23 protein-coding genes and 1 pseudogene are annotated in these 18,167 nt (G+C 62.5%); 16 read left to right on the forward strand and 8 right to left on the reverse strand.

Features of this window, described 5'->3' with window-relative positions; all coding sequences use genetic code 11:
- Window positions 1-128: 128 nt before the first annotated feature.
- Window positions 129-845, forward strand: coding sequence for a GGDEF domain-containing protein (locus MFF24_RS27290; protein ID WP_238229037.1), 717 nt, complete (start codon window positions 129-131; stop codon window positions 843-845).
- A 258-nt stretch (window positions 846-1,103) separates the two neighbouring features.
- Here the strand turns inward: MFF24_RS27290 and MFF24_RS27295 are convergent, their stop codons facing one another.
- Window positions 1,104-2,033, reverse strand: coding sequence for a LysR family transcriptional regulator (locus tag MFF24_RS27295; RefSeq protein WP_238229059.1), 930 nt, complete (start codon window positions 2,031-2,033; stop codon window positions 1,104-1,106).
- A 106-nt stretch (window positions 2,034-2,139) separates the two neighbouring features.
- Between MFF24_RS27295 and MFF24_RS27300 the strand changes: the two genes are divergently transcribed.
- The 5 genes and pseudogenes from MFF24_RS27300 to MFF24_RS27320 all read left to right on the forward strand — a co-directional run.
- Entirely contained in the window at window positions 2,140-2,898 is a 759-nt protein-coding gene (locus MFF24_RS27300) for an SDR family oxidoreductase (RefSeq protein ID WP_238229038.1), read from the forward strand.
- A gap of 34 nt (window positions 2,899-2,932) precedes the next feature.
- On the forward strand, window positions 2,933-3,535 hold the full coding sequence (locus tag MFF24_RS27305) for an NADPH-dependent F420 reductase (RefSeq protein WP_238229039.1): 603 nt from the start codon (window positions 2,933-2,935) through the stop codon (window positions 3,533-3,535).
- A 113-nt stretch (window positions 3,536-3,648) separates the two neighbouring features.
- On the forward strand, window positions 3,649-4,485 hold the full coding sequence (locus MFF24_RS27310) for an alpha/beta fold hydrolase (protein WP_238229040.1): 837 nt from the start codon (window positions 3,649-3,651) through the stop codon (window positions 4,483-4,485).
- A gap of 69 nt (window positions 4,486-4,554) precedes the next feature.
- A complete protein-coding gene (locus tag MFF24_RS27315) occupies window positions 4,555-4,950 on the forward strand; it encodes a limonene-1,2-epoxide hydrolase family protein (RefSeq protein ID WP_238229041.1) in 396 nt (131 codons plus the stop codon).
- 112 nt (window positions 4,951-5,062) lie between these two features.
- Window positions 5,063-5,251, forward strand: a pseudogene (locus MFF24_RS27320) (IS5/IS1182 family transposase); the annotation flags it as partial.
- 809 nt (window positions 5,252-6,060) lie between these two features.
- Here the strand turns inward: MFF24_RS27320 and MFF24_RS27325 are convergent.
- Window positions 6,061-6,546 carry a cupin domain-containing protein gene (locus MFF24_RS27325; RefSeq protein ID WP_238229042.1) on the reverse strand — a complete coding sequence of 162 codons (486 nt, stop codon included), beginning with the start codon at window positions 6,544-6,546 and terminating at the stop codon, window positions 6,061-6,063.
- Between the two features lie 185 nt (window positions 6,547-6,731).
- On the opposite strand from MFF24_RS27325, the gene MFF24_RS27330 reads away from it, so the two are divergent.
- A complete protein-coding gene (locus MFF24_RS27330) occupies window positions 6,732-8,246 on the forward strand; it encodes a HAMP domain-containing sensor histidine kinase (RefSeq protein WP_238229043.1) in 1,515 nt (504 codons plus the stop codon).
- Entirely contained in the window at window positions 8,246-8,914 is a 669-nt protein-coding gene (locus MFF24_RS27335; RefSeq protein WP_238229044.1) for a response regulator, read from the forward strand. Before MFF24_RS27330 ends, MFF24_RS27335 begins: the two co-directional genes overlap by 1 nt.
- A gap of 576 nt (window positions 8,915-9,490) precedes the next feature.
- Here the strand turns inward: MFF24_RS27335 and MFF24_RS27340 are convergent.
- On the reverse strand, window positions 9,491-9,850 hold the full coding sequence (locus tag MFF24_RS27340) for an ATPase inhibitor subunit zeta (RefSeq protein ID WP_238229045.1): 360 nt from the start codon (window positions 9,848-9,850) through the stop codon (window positions 9,491-9,493).
- A gap of 242 nt (window positions 9,851-10,092) precedes the next feature.
- On the opposite strand from MFF24_RS27340, the gene MFF24_RS27345 reads away from it, so the two are divergent.
- The 4 genes from MFF24_RS27345 to MFF24_RS27360 all read left to right on the forward strand — a co-directional run bounded on the left by MFF24_RS27345 (window position 10,093) and on the right by MFF24_RS27360 (window position 12,069).
- On the forward strand, window positions 10,093-10,323 hold the full coding sequence (locus MFF24_RS27345) for a hypothetical protein (RefSeq protein WP_238229046.1): 231 nt from the start codon (window positions 10,093-10,095) through the stop codon (window positions 10,321-10,323).
- A gap of 130 nt (window positions 10,324-10,453) precedes the next feature.
- Window positions 10,454-11,017 (forward strand): hypothetical protein, encoded by a 564-nt coding sequence (locus MFF24_RS27350; RefSeq protein ID WP_238229047.1) that lies wholly within the window; start codon window positions 10,454-10,456, stop codon window positions 11,015-11,017.
- A 139-nt stretch (window positions 11,018-11,156) separates the two neighbouring features.
- Window positions 11,157-11,432 (forward strand): DUF2312 domain-containing protein, encoded by a 276-nt coding sequence (locus tag MFF24_RS27355; RefSeq protein WP_238229048.1) that lies wholly within the window; start codon window positions 11,157-11,159, stop codon window positions 11,430-11,432.
- A gap of 148 nt (window positions 11,433-11,580) precedes the next feature.
- Complete coding sequence (locus MFF24_RS27360) at window positions 11,581-12,069, forward strand: Ros/MucR family transcriptional regulator (RefSeq protein ID WP_238229049.1); 489 nt, start codon at window positions 11,581-11,583, stop codon at window positions 12,067-12,069.
- Window positions 12,070-12,124: 55 nt separating this feature from the next.
- Here the strand turns inward: MFF24_RS27360 and MFF24_RS27365 are convergent, their stop codons facing one another.
- From MFF24_RS27365 to MFF24_RS27375, 3 genes are all read right to left on the reverse strand, one after another.
- Window positions 12,125-12,280, reverse strand: a complete 156-nt coding sequence (locus MFF24_RS27365; protein ID WP_238229050.1) for a hypothetical protein — start codon at window positions 12,278-12,280, stop codon at window positions 12,125-12,127.
- Between the two features lie 123 nt (window positions 12,281-12,403).
- Window positions 12,404-12,628 (reverse strand): hypothetical protein, encoded by a 225-nt coding sequence (locus tag MFF24_RS27370; protein ID WP_238229051.1) that lies wholly within the window; start codon window positions 12,626-12,628, stop codon window positions 12,404-12,406.
- A gap of 18 nt (window positions 12,629-12,646) precedes the next feature.
- Complete coding sequence (locus tag MFF24_RS27375) at window positions 12,647-12,823, reverse strand: hypothetical protein (protein WP_238229052.1); 177 nt, start codon at window positions 12,821-12,823, stop codon at window positions 12,647-12,649.
- A gap of 630 nt (window positions 12,824-13,453) precedes the next feature.
- Between MFF24_RS27375 and MFF24_RS27380 the strand changes: the two genes are divergently transcribed.
- Both MFF24_RS27380 and MFF24_RS27385 read left to right on the forward strand, forming a co-directional pair.
- Entirely contained in the window at window positions 13,454-13,840 is a 387-nt protein-coding gene (locus MFF24_RS27380; RefSeq protein WP_238229053.1) for a TadE/TadG family type IV pilus assembly protein, read from the forward strand.
- Complete coding sequence (locus MFF24_RS27385; RefSeq protein ID WP_238229054.1) at window positions 13,837-15,069, forward strand: TadG family pilus assembly protein; 1,233 nt, start codon at window positions 13,837-13,839, stop codon at window positions 15,067-15,069. The genes MFF24_RS27380 and MFF24_RS27385 overlap by 4 nt, the downstream gene beginning before the upstream one ends.
- Before the next feature lie 1,048 nt (window positions 15,070-16,117).
- Here MFF24_RS27385 and MFF24_RS27390 read toward each other — a convergent pair.
- Both MFF24_RS27390 and MFF24_RS27395 read right to left on the reverse strand, forming a co-directional pair.
- Complete coding sequence (locus MFF24_RS27390; protein ID WP_238229055.1) at window positions 16,118-16,378, reverse strand: hypothetical protein; 261 nt, start codon at window positions 16,376-16,378, stop codon at window positions 16,118-16,120.
- 12 nt (window positions 16,379-16,390) lie between these two features.
- Complete coding sequence (locus tag MFF24_RS27395; RefSeq protein WP_238229056.1) at window positions 16,391-16,633, reverse strand: hypothetical protein; 243 nt, start codon at window positions 16,631-16,633, stop codon at window positions 16,391-16,393.
- 348 nt (window positions 16,634-16,981) lie between these two features.
- On the opposite strand from MFF24_RS27395, the gene MFF24_RS27400 reads away from it, so the two are divergent.
- Window positions 16,982-17,269, forward strand: coding sequence for a hypothetical protein (locus MFF24_RS27400; protein WP_238229057.1), 288 nt, complete (start codon window positions 16,982-16,984; stop codon window positions 17,267-17,269).
- 14 nt (window positions 17,270-17,283) lie between these two features.
- Window positions 17,284-18,060, forward strand: a complete 777-nt coding sequence (locus MFF24_RS27405) for a tyrosine-type recombinase/integrase (protein ID WP_238229058.1) — start codon at window positions 17,284-17,286, stop codon at window positions 18,058-18,060.
- Window positions 18,061-18,167 lie beyond the last annotated feature (107 nt).

Here is an 18,167-nt window from a genome sequence, read left to right on the forward strand (position 1 = left end):
AACCGACAGGGCTGAAGGCATGGCATCCTCCATCACAAGCCCACCCAGTGAATCACACGCCAGCCAGATCGCCTACCCCAAGTGATTCAACCCGCTAGGGCACGGCTCTAGCAGCCTTGGAGATCCCCATGGCAGCGCGCGGCGAGAACCTCGGGCTTCTGCAAATCTTCGCGGAGGGGGCCGATGCGGAAGCACGTCTAGCGGCGATCCTGCCGCTCAGCTCGGCGCTCGGGGATGCCATGTCGCTCGCGCTCTCGAACATCGCTCTGCGCGAGAAGCTGCGCAGCCAGGCCCTGCGCGATCCCCTGACGGGCCTCTATAACCGCCGCTACATGGAGGACAGCCTCGAACGCTACGTCCGGCTCGCCGAACGCGAGTCCCGGAAGGTGTCTGTCGTCATGATCGATCTCGACCATTTCAAGCGGCTGAATGACGAGCATGGTCACGCGACCGGCGACGCCGTCCTGCGTGAAGCCGCAGCCGCCATCGTCGGTGGCCTGCGGGAGACAGATGTTGCCTGCCGCTATGGCGGCGAGGAAATGATCGTGTTCCTGCCCGACTGCGATCTTGAGGATGCCGCTAACAAAGCTGAGCAGATCCGAGCTCGCATCGAGAGCCTGTCGGGCACGCACGGGGCGAAGGTCTCCGCTTCGCTCGGTGTTGCTTCCGTCCCGAGCACCTCCGGCACCAGCGCCGAACTCATACGCGCTGCGGATACGGCGCTTTACCGGGCCAAGCACAATGGCCGGAACCAGGTAGCTGTGGCGCCGCTGCGTCAAGGATGGCGAAGCCAATCCGAAGCAACGAAGGATGCACCCGCACTCTTGCCGATTGCTGCGGAGTAGCGGCTTGGCCTTGTCTTTCGAAGCTGTATGGGGCTTTCAAAAATGGATTGAGATTTTATCAAAAATACATCATAAAGTCATTAATTGCCGGCGGATCAACTGTCAATAAATTCATCTCACGGCATTGCGTTGGTTTCAGGAGATAATGAAACTGACGATACGGGAAAATTGATTAGTAATCCTCATGCGATCCAGGCGCAAGAGCGCCTAGTCCTATACAGTAGTATGCTTCACCTAGCCTCCTGAAAGTAGGCAGGCTTAACGACGCCCTCCCGCGAAGCGTTCAGCGAGACGCTGATTCCTGAACGCCTCGGTCACCCACTCGACGAATGCTCGTGTCTTGGCAGGCTGCAACGTGCGCGTGCTGTAATAGAGCGAGATCACTCCGGCATCGGCGTACCACTCTGGAAGGAGTTGGATCAGGCGGCCGGTTTCCAGCGCAGGTAGCACGTCGGGGACCGCGAGCATGGTGACACCCAGCCCGAGCAGCGCTGCTTCCTGCATCGCGGCCGGGTCATTGACGGCAAGGGATACGGGCAGGTGCCCCGCCTTTTCCTCGCCTGCAGCGTTGCGCATGGTCCATTGCTGCAGCCGGCCGGTCCGAAGCGAGCGCTGCACGATGCCCTGGAACTGCTGTAGGCCGGTCGGATCCTCGGGCAGTGATCGGCCTTTCAAGTAGACCGGCGAAGCGACTGCAATGACATGCGCCGGCGCCAGCGTATGGGCGACGAGACCGGTCCCCAGATCAAACCCCGCACCAATCGCGGCATCGTAGCCCTCCGTGACGAGATCGACCCGTCGGTTCTCGAAGTGCCATTCCGGGCGGATCTGGGGATAGCGCTGGAGGAAGCCTGGTAGCAGCGGCAGGATGTACATCGTACCGAACGTCAGGGCCATACTGACCTTGAGGGTGCCAGCCGGCTCGTTGCCTGCCCCGCCGATCCCGGCGATTGCGGCCTGGATGCCCTCCAAGTTCTCGGCGATCGCAAGGCGAAAGGTTTCGCCAGCCTCGGTCAGGCTCAGCTTCCGCGTCGAGCGATGGAAAAGGCGAATCCCGAGGTTTCTCTCCAACATCGCCACGTTCCGGCTGACAGCAGCCGGCGTCAGTGACAAGCGCCGAGCGGCTTCCGAGAAGCTGCCGAACTCAGCGCTGCGGATGAAGGCTTCCAAGTTGGCAAGAGTTTCCATCATAACGCCTTCAAGAGATCGTTGAAGGTATACCAAGCGAGAACCGACTAAACCAAGGGGAATGCGTCGGCCATAAACGCTGCATCAACCGGTTAGGAGCAGCGCCATGGCCCAGGATTTGTCCCCCCTTGCAGGCAAGGTGGCCCTCGTCACCGGCGGATCGCGTGGCATCGGTGCCGCCATCGTGCGTCGCTTGGCGCGTGACGGCGCCGATGTGGCCTTCAGCTATGCCGCCTCCCGGGAGAGGGCCGGCAAGATCCTGGCCGGCTTGGAAGCCTCAGGACGCCGTGGCCTCGCCATCCGAGCCGATCAAGCAGAGGCATCGGAGGTCGCCGGCCTGGTCCGGCAGACACATGAGGCGTACGGACGGCTCGACATCCTGGTCAATTCAGCCGGCGTCTTCGTCACCGGGAGGGTGGACGATCCAGACGGTGATCGCGCCGCCTTCGATCGGCAACTCGACATCAACATAAAGGGGGTCACCGCCGCAGTCCGTGCCGCCGCTCTCCTGATGACAAGCGGCGGACGTATCGTCTCGATCGGCACGACGGGTGCCGTGCACGTCCCGTTCGCGGGGGCGGCGGACTACGTCGCTACTAAGGCTGCTGTGGCGGCCTACACGCGGGGCTGGGCACGGGATCTCGGTCCTCGCAACATCACGGTCAACCTCGTTCAGCCCGGCGCGATCAACACCGACATGAACCCAGAGGACGGTCCCTTCGCGGAGACGTTGAAGGGTCTGGCCGCACTCGGCCGCTATGGCCAGCCGGACGATATCGCGGCAGCGGTCGCGTTCTTGGTGGGTCCCGATGCCGGCTACATCACCGGCGCCACCCTGAACGTCGACGGCGGACAGTCCGCCTGATCCCCTGCCGCCCCATTATGACGAGGAGACCGTCATGCCCTCCATCGGCATCATCGGCGCAGGCCAGATCGGCCGAGCCATCGCAACCGCGCTCACGCGGACCAGCACCCCCGTGACACTCGCAAACAGCCGCAACCCCGAGGACTTGGCCGAAACCGTCGCCGCCATCGGACCGGGTGTTGCGGCGGGCACGCGTGAGGAAGTTGCCTCAAAGGACATCGCCTTCGTGGCGGTGAACTGGTCGATGCTGCCCGCGGCCCTCTCAGGCCTGCCGGACTTCGGCGGACGGATCGTGGTGGACGCCAATAACTCCGTTGAGGCGCCGCTGTTCAAGGCCGCCGATCTCGGCGGTCGCGCCTCGTCGGACGTATTCGCCGGCCTCGTGCCGGGCGCGCGGGTGGTGAAGGCGTTCAACCATCTCCGGCCCGATCTCGTGTCCGGCGATCCGGCGAGCGAGTGCGGCAGGCGCGTCCTGTTCTATTCCGGTGATGACGTGAACGCGAAGGACGAAATCGGTGCCTTGATCAACCGGCTCGGCTTCTTCGGCATCGATCTCGGCCCCCTCGCGCTCGGCGCCCGCCTCGTCCAGTTTCCCGGCGGACCGCTGCCCGCCCTGAACCTCGTCAAGTTCGGCTGAACCGAACACCATGAAACGATCGTGCGTCGGCGCGATCGGGAAACGCGTCGACGGCCTGCGTGCGATGTGATTGCCACGCAAGCCTCGCCCCAACAAAGGGACGGAGCATCACCATGGCATTTGTTACGACCCATGACGGCGTCGAGATCTTCTACAAGGATTGGGGTCCGAAGGCCGCGCAGCCGATTGTCTTTCACCACGGCTGGCCTCTGTCGTCGGACGACTGGGACATGCAGATGCTGTTCTTCGTGCGGGAAGGCTTCCGCGTGGTGGCCCACGACCGGCGCGGCCACGGCCGCTCGGCGCAGGTGTCGGAGGGCCACGACATGGACCATTACGCGGCCGACGCGGCCGCCATCGTTCAGCACCTCGATCTACGCAACGCCATCCATATCGGCCACTCGACGGGTGGGGGCGAGGTAGCCCGTTATATTGCTCGGTATGGCGATCCGGAGGGCCGCGTCGCCAAAGCCATTCTCGTCAGCGCCGTGCCGCCGATCATGCTGAAGACGGACCACCATCCAGGCGGGTTGCCGATCGAAGTCTTCGAGGGCTTGCGGCAGGCGCTCGCCGCGAACCGCGCGCAGTTCTTCCTCGATCTACCGACGGGGCCGTTCTACGGCTTCAACCGAGACGGGGCGACCGTGCATCAGGGCGTCATCCAGAACTGGTGGCGTCAGGGCATGATGGGCAGCGCCAAGGCGCACTACGAGGGCATCAAGGCGTTCTCCGAGACCGACCAGACCGAAGACCTAAAGGCGATCTCGGTGCCAGCGCTGGTTCTGCACGGTGAGGACGACCAGATCGTTCCGATTGACAATGCCGGCCGGCTCTCCGTGACGCTACTTCAGCACGGCCGACTTAAGACGTACCCTGGCTTCGGGCACGGCATGCTCACCATCAACGCCGACATCCTCAACCGAGATCTTCTCGCGTTCGTGAAGGAGTAAGCGGACCCCGGCCTGCCGCGAAGATGCGGCCCGCCGGGCGTCGAACCAACACCGGGAAGGAACGAGTGCATGGCCATGGAAACGCCGGAGGTCGCGGTTGTGCGACGGTTCTTCGAACTGATCAACGGCGAGCGCTTCGACGCGGCGATCGATCTACTCGCCGAGGACGTCTTGTATCATAACATACCGCTACCCCAGATGCAGGGCCGCGAGAACGTCCGGCAGTTCCATAAGGGGTTCGGCGTTGGTAGCCGTATCCAGGCGGATTGGCGGGTCCTGCGCATCGCACAGGACGGCGACACCGTGCTGACCGAACGCTTCGACATTTTCACGGCGGAGAACGGTGCTCGGATCGAGCTTCCCACGATGGGCAGTATGCGCGTTTCCGTCGGAGCGATTGTGGAGTGGCGCGACTACTTCGATCTCTCCAGCTTCGAGAAGCAGGCCGCGGCGTTGCAGCCCTAGCGACACAGATGGAGCACGGCCTGAAAAAGGATCGACAAACATCAAGTCTTGCCGGCCGACGTCCGAGAGCTGCCATGCTGCTCTTCAGTCCTTATAGGCTGCGGATCGGCCGATCTTCTCGCAACGCGAGCGCAAGAAGGTCGAGATGCTGTTTGCCCACCTCAGACGGTTCCTGAAGTGGGATCGACTCTGGCTACGGGGACCGAACGGGGCCTGGGACGAGTTCCACCTCGCCGCGGCGTCCCAGAACCTCAGGAAGTGCGCCAAGCCGATCCCGCTTCAGCAGTTCATCCAGGCCTGATCGATCAGGATCACTCTCGCGTTGGACCGGCGCGTTCGTCCGTTGAGCGCTCGATCCAGATCCGACGCGAGTTTTTCATCGAAATCGGCGCGTCGCAGATTAAGACGAGCGCGAACTCCTGACCCTTAGCGGACTGTTCCTTCAATCGCTTTGTGGGACAGAGCGGCCCACCAATCTACTGGCTGCTCTGTCGCGAAGGAGGAGGATTGCCGAAGGCTAAAGCGCATAGCCCTGATCAACGGAGAAGGCGCACCGCACCCTGTCAGATGGTCAGGACGCGACTCCGATCACGACTCTGCCAACGTGGTTCTGGCCTGACCGGCTGGCTTTGGACCGGGCTGATTGACAGGATCAGCCTGGATCAAAGGAGTTGGAGATGAAGCGAGGACAGAGGCCGAGCGCGGCTGGGCGTGATGGGGCTGCCGTCGTCGCCCGCGGCCCCACGCCGGGATTGACGTCCGTACGCGTCGGCCCGATGTCGCTAGGCCTGATTGCCTCTCCGGTGCACCCCAGGATGAGTGCCGAGCACAAGCCGCGTCATTCTCGAACGATGTCAGCGGTGGTTGCATCTCCGACACGCGATCGCTCTTAGCGTTGAGACAATCGTGAATTCTGCACCGGCCGGCCCCATCCTCAAGCATGCCGTGGACGATGACCAGGTTTCGGATGGGCCTGGCGTAGGCCGGATCCGCCGCCGCCAACGCGAGCCCTGCGCGGCCGGCGAGCGAGAGTGCAAGGGGCATCAGCCCCAGGTCGGGGCCCTTCACTTCGAGCCGTTTGTGATTTTCGAGAATGACGGGCGGGCCCTATCAACGTGCCTTCGAAGGATCGTCGGCCGGGTTGATGTAGTTCAATCCAAAGGGTCCGGTGCCATTGACCTGAATTACCGCCGGCTGATCCTTGGTCCAGAGGGAATGGGGCATGTGGGCCGGCAGGTAGAGGAAGCCACCTTCGCGAAACGGTTCACCGCGGCTTTCCACGATCTTCGCACCCATGTCGTGGACGAGAGCGCCGTTGAGCAGTGTTACAGTTTCGTCGGTTGCGTGGGTATGCGGAGCGATGGTCGTCGCGGGTGGTATCTTGAGCCTCAGCGCGAACGGACCGGGTTTCTCCGGATCGCCCATGATGACGCTGATCTCAATGCCTTTGGGCAGAGCGGCAGGGGCAGGCTTCCACTTCACAGCAGCAGCATCCGAAATGGTGATCATCTTCGCGTGGCCCGAAGGATCTGCGACCGCAGCGGTCGACGCCAGACCTGCAGCCAGCACAGCGGCATAATAAAAACTGTTCTTCATCGCGATCCCCTGCATTATCGGCGAGCAAGCCGACATTCATTTGAGCAAATTGGCCTAGACTGACCTTATCTGCGCGAAACGGTGATTTCTCGTTGAGCGGATTGTTTCTTCCGAAGCCGTTTGGAGGCATCGTGCGACCACGGCATGATGAGCTTTTCAGGCCCGGCTGGAATGGCGATCGGCACATGAATCCTTGGGCATTTTTCCTCGGCGAGCTCCAGCCGGGTTCGGCGGGCAAGCCCGCCGCCACGAAGACATCGGTTTCCGCGGTGATCGATACGGTCGGGGAAACGCGCCGCCGAAGCGGGCTCGACCTCAAATGGACCTTGGTCGGGCGCATCGTCCTGATGGCCATGCTCTGCCTCATCGGCGGCGCGGCGCTGACCGTCCGTCATGTCGCCGCGGAGGTCGATCGCCGGAACGATGATGTGGTGGAAGCCGTCGAACGACAGCTGATGGTTCAGATCATCCGAATCACTAGAGGCTTCGATCGCGCCGACCGCTTTCCCGACTGGGAGTCGGTCCTGAAATTTTCACTTGGCGCCGGACAATGCATCCAGCTGCTCGGCCCGGTCACCGAGGTCCGCAACGCGAGCTGCGTCGGCAGCGACGAGCGCGTCTCCAGCCCGCCTGCCTGGTTCGTGACCGCCTCCCACGCGCTATTCGTCGGTCGCTCGCAGACGGAACGACGTCTCGTTTATCGCGGCGAGAGCTGGGGGACGATCCGCGCCACGCTGGATCCGACAACGATCGCACGCACGGCTTGGATGGAGCTGACGCGAACGCTTGGCCTGTTGGTGATGACGATAGGGGCGTTGTGCGTGCTCGTCTATGTTGTGGTCGATCACGCGCTTCGGCCGGCGGCCGAGGTCCTCGCAGGCGTCAATCGTCTATCTGACGGCGACCTCTCAAGCCGTCTGCCTTCCTTCCGACTGCGCGAGTTGCAGCGCATCGCAGACGTGTTCAACGATCTTGCGCAATCGCTTCAGGCGACGACCTCCGAGCGTGCCGAATTTGCCCGTAGGCTGGTGGACGCTCAAGAACGCGAGCGGCGCATGATCGCGCTCGAACTCCATGACGACATCGCGCAGCGATTGACGGCGCTCAGTTGTCTGGCGACCTCCATCAGCAAGACGGTTCGAGCGACCGCGCCTGAGGCTGCCCAAGAAAGCCAGGAGTTAGTCGCCCTGGCGTCAGGCACGATGAGGGCACTTCGCGAAACGCTTGCCCATCTGAGGCCACCAGAACTTGACGATCTTGGGCTCATCGCCAGCCTTCAAGCCTTGACCGCGTGTCATGCCAGGCAGGGGAGCTCGGCTTTCGTATTCCAATGGCATGGTTGCTTCGATGACGTTCCGGCGGAGGCAGCCGGCCATATCTACCGGATCGTGCAAGAGGCCTTGAACAATGCTGCGCGCCACGCGGCAGCCGCAAATGTCGAAGTCCTCCTTCGCGGAGGACCGGTATCGGCGTCGCGGACGGGAGAGCGGGCGCGTCTGATCGCGCTCAGCGTGACGGACGATGGCGTCGGCCTGCCGCCTGCAGCATCCTCCGGTTCGTCGAGCGGCGTCGGATTGGTCGGCATGCGCGAGCGGGTTGTGGCGCTCGGCGGCGCGTTCAGCCTCGCTCAGCGCCTCGAAGGGGGCGTCGAGCTGAGGGTGAGCTTTTCGGTCCCCCTCGAACCGCGGGAGCAGATCTGATGGACGCCGTGATCCGGGTGATGCTGGTCGACGACCACGCCATCGTGCGCGAAGGCTATCGGCGGCTTCTCGACAAGGAAGGCGACATCGCGGTGATCGCGGAGGCCGGCGATGGAATCGGGGCCTATCGGCTCTACAAGGACGCCGCTCCCGACGTGGTCATCATGGATATCAGCATGCCCGGCCGTGGGGGGATCGATGTGATCCGGCAGATACGCCAGTGGGACTCGCACGCGCGCGTGCTTGTCTTCAGCATGCACGCTAATGCGAGCTACGCGCTCCAAGCCTTCCGCTCCGGCGCCAAAGGCTACATGACGAAAAGTAGCGCGCCGGAGCTACTGGCGGGGGCTGTCAGGAACGTCGCGAAGAACAAGACGGCGATGTGCCCGGAAATCGCGTCCGCGCTTGCGTTGACGCGGCTTGAGGAGGAGGCTTCTGCCCTCGAGCGCCTATCGCCGCGCGAATTCGAGGTGCTGCGGATGCTGCTCGACGCCCAATCGACCGAGGAGATCGCGAGCACGCTCAACCTGACACCCAAGACTGTTGCGAATTACCATTATGTTGTGAAGACAAAGCTCGGTGTATCTTCCGACATTGACCTCGTCTATTATTGCATGCGCTACGGCGTGGTCTCCTCGCTGGCGGAGCACGCCACGCTATCGGGCTAAATCGCCCGTGATGCGAGGGTGATCGGCGAGTGTCCTCTTTCGGACATTGAGCTTATGTCGGCTGTCGGCGCTTGCGATCACACGGCATCCGCCCGCCGAACTACTGCTTCCCCCTTTCGGACCTCCGCCAGCCACGGCGCAGAAGACCGCTTGGGATTAGAATCCGTACACCGCTTAATCGGATAAGCACCGGTATCGGACCTTCGGCCCATGCGGTCAGAGGGCGCGCTTTTCCGCTGGCGATTGCCATCGGTGGAATGGCTGCGACCACAGCCGCTCGCGGTGTGCGCCTCCTCACCGCGTTCAGGCTGGCAAGTGCCTTAGACACCGACGTGCGATGTCGCCACCGTCTCAAAGAGGCAGGCCCCTGTGAGGGAAGCCGCAAACCCGCGCCTCGGCTTCAGCCGGCAGCGCTTCGCGGCCGTGATCGCCGGCGGCTTCGCGACAGGCGTGATCACGCGTGTGATCCGGACGAGCGGACGCCGGTTCCTCGCAGGGGTTGCTGGCAGCCGCTGCCGGCCGACAAGGTAGCCTTGGCCCGCGTCGGTATGAAGCGCGATCTTGGTCGTTGTTGCGCTACAAACGCAGAGAACTGCGGGCCGGCGAGCGCGGTGTAACGACCGGCCCTGATCTAAGAGCAGGATCACTGCCGCCCAGCATCACTGCTCTGAGTTCGTCGCAGCTGAAATCTGCCAGGTTGGCTGCGAGATCGGCGCGCACTCGCTCCAGCAAGGCCTCGTTGCTGGCACCATGGATCATTGCGTCGATCAGCACGTCAGCGTAGGCGCGACCTGTCTGTCCATCACAGCCAAGTTTTCGGATAGCAAAATCGGCCAATGCTTGGGCGCCAGCGCGGCGGTTCAGAAAGCGCCGTTCCTCGCCGATCACAAATAAAAGCTCTTCGGCGCGTTCTCTCTCCTCGAACGATCTGAGCATCTTCTCCCTCCATAACAGGTTGGCGGATGCGAGCGTGCGAAGATTTCAACATGCGGCCAGTGGCGACGAAAGCCAAGAAAAATCGCCTTTGCTATCAGGGCGGCCTCTAAACCGTCGGCGAAACCCCAATCATGGCCGTGCCACGACGGCGTGAGTAGCCGGGCGCCCTACGCAGCGCGGAGGCCTCACAGCGGGCGTTCTGTCACAGCGCGCAAGCAGCCGTCGCCGACCATGTTGAGGCCATGCGATCTGCACCCTTTACCATCGTCGTATCCGGCAAACGGTACGAGTGCCGTGTCGCTGGGAACACTGAAACCGAGGCTGCCGATACGGCCGAGCACATCCTGCATCAGCTCCGACAGGAGGAGCGGGTCTGGCCCGGGCAGGTAAACATCGAGTGCGAGGACTTTGAAGCGGCAAAGCGCCTTGCCGTGTACTTCGCCACCATCACCGTCGAACCCGACCTCAAGTGACTTCTGGAGCGATGCAGTGCATCTGGCCGGCGACCTAGTGCGACAATGGCGAGGCTGCCCTTACGGGGTCGCCGGGTTTGGGGCTGTTCACGTGCTCACCGATGGCTGGCTCCGTGGCCCCGAGGGGCAGGTGTTCGGCACCGCGCAGAAGGTGCGCATCCTTAGGCACCTCCCGGCCGTGGTCTCAGGTCGTGGGCCGAGCGAGCTGCCCGAGTACTTCGCGGATCGGGCTCGCTGGCGCTTCGTCTCCTTCGACGAAGCGGTCAGCAACATGCATGAGACCTACACCATTGCCCTGGCGCAGTTCGGCACGGCAAACCCGCAGGCGCGCGCTCGACCGAATTTGATTTTGATGGCCGGCTGGTCCGAGGAGCGCGGCCGGCCTGAGTGCTGGGTGATGGACTCGGGCAGCGAGGCCGCCGGCCCGCAGCAGATCATGAACACCTGTGCCCCGTTGTCGCCCGAGCTGATAGGGCGCCTGGTTGCCATGGGCCTATCGGGCGGCATGGCTTCCTTCGACCCGTCGCGAGATGGCCTGCGCGTCATGCGAGCGCAGCGGGATCTCCGCTTCCCGCACCCGGTCAGCGGTGAAAAGCAGCCGGCCTTGGGCGGCTTCTGCCAGCACACTGTCATCACTGCCGACGGCATCACCACCCGGATCGTCGAGCGGTGGCCGGCGGCGCAGGCTGCATAACTCACCGATCGAGTGCCCGCATCAGCTCGGTCATCATCAAGCCGGCTCAGCGCCCGCGCCTAAGTTCGAGATCTCAGCCTTAACGCCTCGCTTACCCTGAGCCGCGAGATTGCACGTGCACAGTGAGCACGAGGAAGGCATGACCGACTCCACGGACACGGTAGGCGTCGCAGGTGAGCGGATCCGCTCCATCATCGAACGCGTCGAGCGGATCGAGGAAGAGATCAAGGATCTGATGGAGACCAAGAAGGAGATCTTCGCCGAGGCCAAGGGCGAAGGCCTGGACGTGAAGGTGCTCAAGGAGATCCTGAAGCTGCGCAAGCAGGACAAGGATGAGCGTGACGAGCAGGAGAGCCTGCTGGAGGTCTATCTGCGCGCTATGGATGCTCCTGCGCCTGTCGCCAAGGCAGCCTAACGCTCCCATGTTGGTGGCAGCAGTTCCGCTGCTACCCACTGGGGCCCTGCCCGATAAAGTGATTGCCTCCACACAACTATATTAGATCAACTGTGTTGCACTACGGCGAACGTCGTGATTGTGCTACCCTCGTAAGGAGCAAATCACCATGGAAGACAACACATCGCCTGACCTGCTGACGATGACGGCCGATATCGTCACCGCCTTCGTCAGCAACAACTCCATCCGGGCAGGCGAACTGCCGAACCTGCTCGTGCAGGTGCATGGGGCATTTGCGAGCCTGTTGGCGGCACCTTCGGCCGAATCCGGAAGTGAGATCGCGAAGCCGACGCCGGCGCAGATCAGGAAGTCGATCACGCCGGACGCGCTGATCTCGTTCGTCGATGGCAAGCCGTATCGCACCTTGAAGCGGCATCTCAGCGTGCACGGCCTCACGATCGAAGGGTATCGCGCTCGCTACGGGCTGCCGAACGATTACCCCTCAGTCGCTGCAAATTACTCGGCCTCGCGCTCGGCGTTAGCAAAGCAGCTCGGCCTGGGCAATCCGCGCAAGAAAGCGGAGCCTGCGCCCGAGCCGGCACCGGCCTCAAAGACAAAGCGCGCTGGTCGGCCTCGCAAGGTGGCTGAGCCGGCCTGACAGCAAGCTCGAAACAGGGCTCGCCAAATGAGGAGCGCCGAGCCCAGGCAGCATGTCAGGTCGGCTGCTGCTCGGTGTCCTTCGCCGCCGGGTCGTCCTCTTCAGGAATGTCTGCGTGTGGCTGGGGTGCAGGCTGCGGATTGCCTTGATTGTCTTCCTCAATGAGGGCACCTGGATCTTCGCCGGGCATCGGGGTATCGGCTTGGGTCATGAGATTGGTGGCTCCGCGTGATGGTCGGAAACCAAGTCACCGCAATCGGCCGAGTTCCGCCCGTCTGGCCTGGTTCCGACGCATCGGATGTCAGCAACGATGTGACATATTAGGGATCGTTCTTCAGCCCTCGGCGGCCTTTGCGGCCGGCAAGGCTGAGAGCGCGATCAGAACGCCCAGGCTGCCGATTGCGGCGGAGATGGCAGCATCGCTGCTGACCGTCATGTCGCGTGGCCGCAGCAGCCACGCCAAGACGATAGCGAACAGGCCAATGGCCAGCGCCAGCGGGCACCATAGCAGCCGGAGTGTGGTGAGGCCGATGAGGGAAGGTCGGGGAAATGGCATCATGACGATTTTCTGCCCTTCTCAAGCGACGCAGGTGTGGATCAGGTAGGGCCACGATGCCTTGCACGGCTCCACCTTCACCGGATGCATCGCCCGCGGCAGAACGCGGTTGAGCTTGGCGGCCTCGACGGGCGAGGTGAAGACTGTCGTTCCGTAGAGCAGCGTTCCGGCGACGACGATCCTAAGCATATCGAGCATGGCGTAATCCCCCTACGGCCCTGAGCGACCGTCCTATGGGTGGGGATCTAGAAGCTCGGCTTTTCAACCGGATTGCGCGAATTGTTGCGTGCGCTCTGCTGTAGTGCATCCCGATCGGCGGCGACCCGGCCGACGGCACCTGTCAGGTAGGCGGCTTCGTGCAGCTCGCACAGATCTACCGAGGCGCCGCATCAAGCGTGATCGCTTCCCGCTAGCCTGATGCTTTTGGCGCCCGTCTCGACCCCACGACCGGGCCGCTGCGCCCGGCGCCCGCCTCTTGTGAGCCTGCCTCATCATTGCGCCTTGCCGGCGGGCGAAGGAGAGCCGCAGCATTTGCTGATGAGCAGTGAGCGCCACCATTGAGGCTTACACTATCAACCCTGAGACGCGACTAGCGATTAAAAATATACTGGCCAAAATAAATATTGCATTAAGTTGATTTTAGGGTCTTGCGATCGCGCAATTCGCGCCGGTGCGTCTACGCGCAAGCCAGTTTTATCAGAGCGTTTACTACCGCAATGATTGGGCGATTTTTGCACAATTTCGCATTGCTCGTTCCCTAATCAACCGGCGCTGTTTGTGTTCAGATGGTCGCTCTGTGGACCTCAGCCGCATACTCCGGGAAAATCTATGCTGAAGGATGAGGAGGGGGCCGTTGCGGTCGAGATGGCGTTCGTCGCGCCCGTGTTGATTGCGCTGCTGATGGCTGTTTTCGAGTTCGGCCTGATCCTGTTTACCTACGAAGCCGAGCAGCATGTCACGTGGAACGTCGCAAGACAGGTGGCTGCCAATCGTATCGGCTCTTCGGACGCGCCGACCAAAATCATGGAGGGCCTCCCGAAATGGGTGTCTTCCGAGAAGGTTTCCGTGACCGGCCCCGTCCTGAATAATGGACAGTACACGCTGACGGTCTCGATGCCGGCCTCAGCCGCCAGCCCAACGGCCTTCATGAGCCACTTCTACGGTGAGGTGGTCCTTAGCTCGACCGTTGTAATGCAGAAGGAGCCAACCCCGTGAGTGCGCTTCTCGCACGGTTCTGTCGTGACGAGGACGGAGCGGTCGCCATGGTCCTAGCTGTCGCTCTTCCGTCCGTGATCGGGATGGCATCGCTGGTCATCGACGGATCGAACCTGCGTCTCAGCCAATCGCGACTGCAATACGCCGTCGACAGCGCATCTTTGGGGGCGGTTCAGGCCCTTCCCGACAGCGCGACAGCGATCAGCCGAGCTGTCTCTCTCGTGGCGCAAAACCTTCCGTCGCACTACGGGCGCGTCACGACGGAAGCAGATGTGGAAGTAGGGACCTATGACACCGGCACCAAGACCTTCACGGCCGGGGGAACGCAGCCGAACGCCGTGAAAGTCACGGCTCAACGCAGTGTCGCTCACGGCAACCCGATCCCGGCCTACTTTGCCTGGATCTTCGGCCATCGAAGCTTCGAGACGCGAGCGGCATCGGCCGCCGTGGTCTCGGTCACCAGTGGTGGCAGCCCTCGCGCCTGTCTCTACGCTCTTGATGCGGTAAATCCCGGGATCGACGCGAGAGGCAGTGTCTCAGTCAACGCCACCTGCGGCGTGCAGCTCTCTTCATACATCGCGACCTCCGGCAGCGCTGGCAACTACAATGGCCAGATCTGCCAATCGGTTGCTGACAATGGCGCGCGAGGGAACTTCAACCCGGGGCGGCCACGCGCCTGCACACTCCAAGGCGATCCGTTTGGTCTCAAAGTCGACATGAGCGGCATGTCCTGCCAAGCCTTCCCGAACTCGCTGACGAGCATTATCCCGGGCTGCTATACAGGTACGATACCGAACAAAAACAACTACACCTTTCAGCCTGGCATCTACTTCTTCAAAGGTGCAACTATTGATGTCGGCGGGAACAATGCCTTGAACATAGCAGGCAATGGCGTGACGCTCGCGTTTGACACGTCTTCGACGATCAAAACTCGAGGTAGCGGTACGTTGAACCTGAACATCACCGCTCCGACGTCGGGGCCGTATCAGGGCTTCAGCATTGTTGGCAGTCCGAGTCTGGAGCTGCACGGCAATAGCAACTTCAATACACAGGGTAGCATCTATATGCCAGCCAGCGATGTACATCAGGCTGGAAACACGGATTTTCGCGCCGATGTGCTAATCGTGAAGACCCTCGACCTTCGGGGAAACGTGCAAATCGATCTTCGGGGTACACAGACCTCCCGCCAGCCGCAAAGCAACGTACAGCGTGTCTTCGGTTTAATCTGAAAGGTATCCTAGCTGATACGCTGGTCCGGCTGGGCGTGAGTTTTTGTGCCATCCTGAGATCCCATCGAGAGCGAACAGCCCGACCGATCTGCCGCTGAGATGCGCCACCTGCTCGGCTTCACTCGCAGTCGCAGCCTGGACGAGACGACCGTGCGTGAGATCTACGAGGTCGACGCAGGGATGACCCCTCAGGATGTCTGTTCGAGACCAGCGTGCCGCCAAGGCGCTCCCAGATCTCTCGCCTGCAACTCTGTGAATACCGCCCGCGGGATCAGCACTGCGATCATCTGGCCATCAGGCGCAGCAAAACGCACATCAACGGTATCGCCTCCGTCGATGAGCCCAACGCCGGTGAGGGACCTTACGGCGACGGCGAGAGGGGAAGGCGTTTCATCGGCCATAGACAGGTCTCTGGAAGCCCTAACGGCCAGACCATTACAACAATCGTACCAAAATTCTATTACTTTGGGTTGTCCCTTGATGCCATTCCGGGCAAGTAGCGGTTGTCACAAATGCGTTATCGCTCGGGATCACCTACGCTTACCACGCATCCACGTAGAGCGGCCGCTTGCCCATAAGTCAGCAGTGCCCGGATACGATGTGAACGCGCCATCTTCCAAAGAGAGCGCTCTTCGTTCGAACTGTTCCTGTCACGGTAGACGAGCGCGGCCGAGCCTATAGAGTTCGCTAAGTGCTCTAAAAGGAGCGCATCGGCCATCAGGTTGGCTACGCGTCGGTCCTTGGTCATCTCCTCAGCCTCCCGTTAGGACGTCCCCAACCTGGGTCTCCCCTCAGGACGGATAAGGGGTCCAAACCGTTCCTGGCATGCCACAGACGGCAGGGGGGGGAAGCAAGCGCCGGCTGAGGCCGCTTCAGGTCGGAGGCGGATCCGCGTGTCAGCTTCCAATTATCGCTCCGCTAATCTGTTCCCGAGCTCCACGCATGGTGCCCGCACCACCTCCTCAGGCCTCTCACGCGCGAACGTCGTGATCGGTCCGATGGTGATCTCGGATAGCGCATGTGAGCGCTCGCTCGCGTCTGCGCGCCATCAATGCCACGTCGGGGCATCCTCCGTGAACGTCCTTATTCCGTCCTCTCGGATGCAGCGCTCGAAGGCCTCATAGGCCTCGTCGTCCGTGTCGAAGGTTTCCTCCCACACGGTCGAGCCATCTTCGTGGTCCGCTACCTCCAGCGTCCATCCTTCGTTCGTGCCTGCGAAGCGGTAGATATGGACCTGCACAGTCACACCATCTCGCGTCACCCGGCCGGAGAGCGGTGAGAACTCAAGCTCGCGATCTGGTACGGCCATGGCTGCCTCCACTCAGTCGCCGGGTGTCCAGTCGATCTTAGGCTGCTGCGACAGGATCCGCTCGAAGTAGTTGGCCACCGCTTGCGGGCCATCCGAGTGCATCATAGCGGCCGGATGGGCAAGGTAGGCCCGGGCCAGTTCGAGCGGGATCTCACCAGCCTGCAGGGCGCCGAGCACCGCGTCGATGAAAACGTCGTTGGCCTCGTTGAAGTTGCTCGATAGCTTCTTGCGATCGTTCAGAGCCTTGATCGGCATCGTGCGGTGGATCCTTTCGCAGATGGTTGGGCGGCGCCTCAGCACCCCAGTGTGGGGCGCCTCCACTTGAGGGCATGGCCTGTCGGACCAAACGCGCGAGTCGACCGGAATTCTCCTGCTGCGTGGCGGCGCCATGGAGTCGCCGAGCGACAGGAGCCCGCTGAGGTAGCGGGTGCGCCTCGACAGGTTCTGAGGCCCAGTAGTTCAGCTTGCGCAGCTCAATGGCGGCACCGCCTGGAATGAGATCCTCGCCACTGGCGCGACAGCGGTCGCCCAACCTCGTGCCGCCACCTTCCAGGTGCGAGGCGTAGACCCTGACTTGCCGCGCTGCGCGGCGAAATGGTGGCGGTGGAGCGCGAGGAGGAGGCCGTCATCCGCAGCATCGCCGAGGAAGGCATCCCGGTCGAGCGCCGGCCGGACGCCAGCCCGGAGGCCGTGTTGCAGGTGCGCGTCGCGGCGTCAGCCGTTGAAGCCCTCATTTGGCACGGTCGGCCGCGCTCGCCGAGGCCTTCCTGCTCCATATTCGTGCTCGCGTGGACGACGGGCGACTGCTCAACGGCCGAGCTCGCAACATCGAGTCAGCGCTGCGCAATACTATCCTCCCACGGATTGGTCGCCGGATCGCGTCTGAGCTGAAGCATGCCGAAATCATGGCCTGCTATGAGGAGCCGGTTCGGACCGGTCTGCTGCTGCCGCGCACGGCCCGTGCCCGCATCGTGGTGCTCAAGCAGCTCCAGGACTTCGCCCGCAAGCACGGCCACATGAAGACGAAGCCGGTGGACGAGGTGCTGGATGAACTGAAGGGCATCAAGGACCGGAAGGTGCGGGCCTTCACCGTCGAGCAGGTCAAGACGCTGCTGAAAGCGACCGAACAGCGGCCCAAGAACTGGGAGCAGCGCACCTCGGACCTGCGCCGGATCATCGTTCATCTCGCGGCGGTGTGCGGGCTACGCTACGGCGAGATTGCCGGCCTCGCTGTCGAGAACATCGACCTCGACAAGGGCGTGCTCCGCATCCGCCACAGCTTCTCCAAGCACGACGGCATCAAGGGGCCGAAGACTGCCGCAGGCGTGCGCGACTTCCCCCTGCCTGCCCAGATTGGAGCGATGATCACGGCTTACCTGCGCGACCATCACCGGCCGAACCCGCACGGGCGACTAGTCGCAACGCGCGGCGGCTCGCCGCTCTCGGCCTCGCACTTCCATGAGACGATGTGGCAGCCGCTGCTCCGGGAAGTGGGGATGGAGCATCCTGAAGACCGGTTCCACTTCCATGCGCTGCGCCACTTCGCGGCGAGTATGCTCGCGGCATCGGGTGTGCCCCTGACGGACATTCCCGAAATGATGGGGCACAGCCACCTCGACACGACCCTGAAGACCTACTGCCACGCCATGCTCACGGACGACGCCAGGGCCATCCGCCTCTAGGCCGCGTGGACTCTTGGGGTTCACGGACGGGGTAAGCGGTGCTTCAAGGCTGTCTTTTGGAGGACAGCCTTGAGCGTTCAGGATCGCTTGGTTCTCAGCGACGCGCA

Source organism: Methylorubrum aminovorans (assembly GCF_022179725.1).
GTDB lineage: Bacteria > Pseudomonadota > Alphaproteobacteria > Rhizobiales > Beijerinckiaceae > Methylobacterium > Methylobacterium aminovorans.

Coding starts and splice junctions, on each gene's coding strand:
- MFF24_RS27310 (WP_238229040.1), top strand. CDS start 3,649: ATGGCATTTGTTACGACCCATGACGGCGTCGAGATCTTCTACAAGGAT.
- MFF24_RS27380 (WP_238229053.1), top strand. CDS start 13,454: ATGCTGAAGGATGAGGAGGGGGCCGTTGCGGTCGAGATGGCGTTCGTC.
- MFF24_RS27370 (WP_238229051.1), bottom strand. CDS start 12,628: ATGATGCCATTTCCCCGACCTTCCCTCATCGGCCTCACCACACTCCGG.
- MFF24_RS27340 (WP_238229045.1), bottom strand. CDS start 9,850: ATGCTCAGATCGTTCGAGGAGAGAGAACGCGCCGAAGAGCTTTTATTT.
- MFF24_RS27300 (WP_238229038.1), top strand. CDS start 2,140: ATGGCCCAGGATTTGTCCCCCCTTGCAGGCAAGGTGGCCCTCGTCACC.
- MFF24_RS27330 (WP_238229043.1), top strand. CDS start 6,732: ATGAATCCTTGGGCATTTTTCCTCGGCGAGCTCCAGCCGGGTTCGGCG.
- MFF24_RS27355 (WP_238229048.1), top strand. CDS start 11,157: ATGACCGACTCCACGGACACGGTAGGCGTCGCAGGTGAGCGGATCCGC.
- MFF24_RS27405 (WP_238229058.1), top strand. CDS start 17,284: ATGGCCTGCTATGAGGAGCCGGTTCGGACCGGTCTGCTGCTGCCGCGC.
- MFF24_RS27395 (WP_238229056.1), bottom strand. CDS start 16,633: ATGCCGATCAAGGCTCTGAACGATCGCAAGAAGCTATCGAGCAACTTC.
- MFF24_RS27295 (WP_238229059.1), bottom strand. CDS start 2,033: ATGGAAACTCTTGCCAACTTGGAAGCCTTCATCCGCAGCGCTGAGTTC.
- MFF24_RS27365 (WP_238229050.1), bottom strand. CDS start 12,280: ATGACCCAAGCCGATACCCCGATGCCCGGCGAAGATCCAGGTGCCCTC.
- MFF24_RS27315 (WP_238229041.1), top strand. CDS start 4,555: ATGGCCATGGAAACGCCGGAGGTCGCGGTTGTGCGACGGTTCTTCGAA.
- MFF24_RS27360 (WP_238229049.1), top strand. CDS start 11,581: ATGGAAGACAACACATCGCCTGACCTGCTGACGATGACGGCCGATATC.
- MFF24_RS27345 (WP_238229046.1), top strand. CDS start 10,093: ATGCGATCTGCACCCTTTACCATCGTCGTATCCGGCAAACGGTACGAG.
- MFF24_RS27375 (WP_238229052.1), bottom strand. CDS start 12,823: ATGCTCGATATGCTTAGGATCGTCGTCGCCGGAACGCTGCTCTACGGA.
- MFF24_RS27335 (WP_238229044.1), top strand. CDS start 8,246: ATGGACGCCGTGATCCGGGTGATGCTGGTCGACGACCACGCCATCGTG.
- MFF24_RS27390 (WP_238229055.1), bottom strand. CDS start 16,378: ATGGCCGTACCAGATCGCGAGCTTGAGTTCTCACCGCTCTCCGGCCGG.
- MFF24_RS27305 (WP_238229039.1), top strand. CDS start 2,933: ATGCCCTCCATCGGCATCATCGGCGCAGGCCAGATCGGCCGAGCCATC.
- MFF24_RS27325 (WP_238229042.1), bottom strand. CDS start 6,546: ATGAAGAACAGTTTTTATTATGCCGCTGTGCTGGCTGCAGGTCTGGCG.
- MFF24_RS27290 (WP_238229037.1), top strand. CDS start 129: ATGGCAGCGCGCGGCGAGAACCTCGGGCTTCTGCAAATCTTCGCGGAG.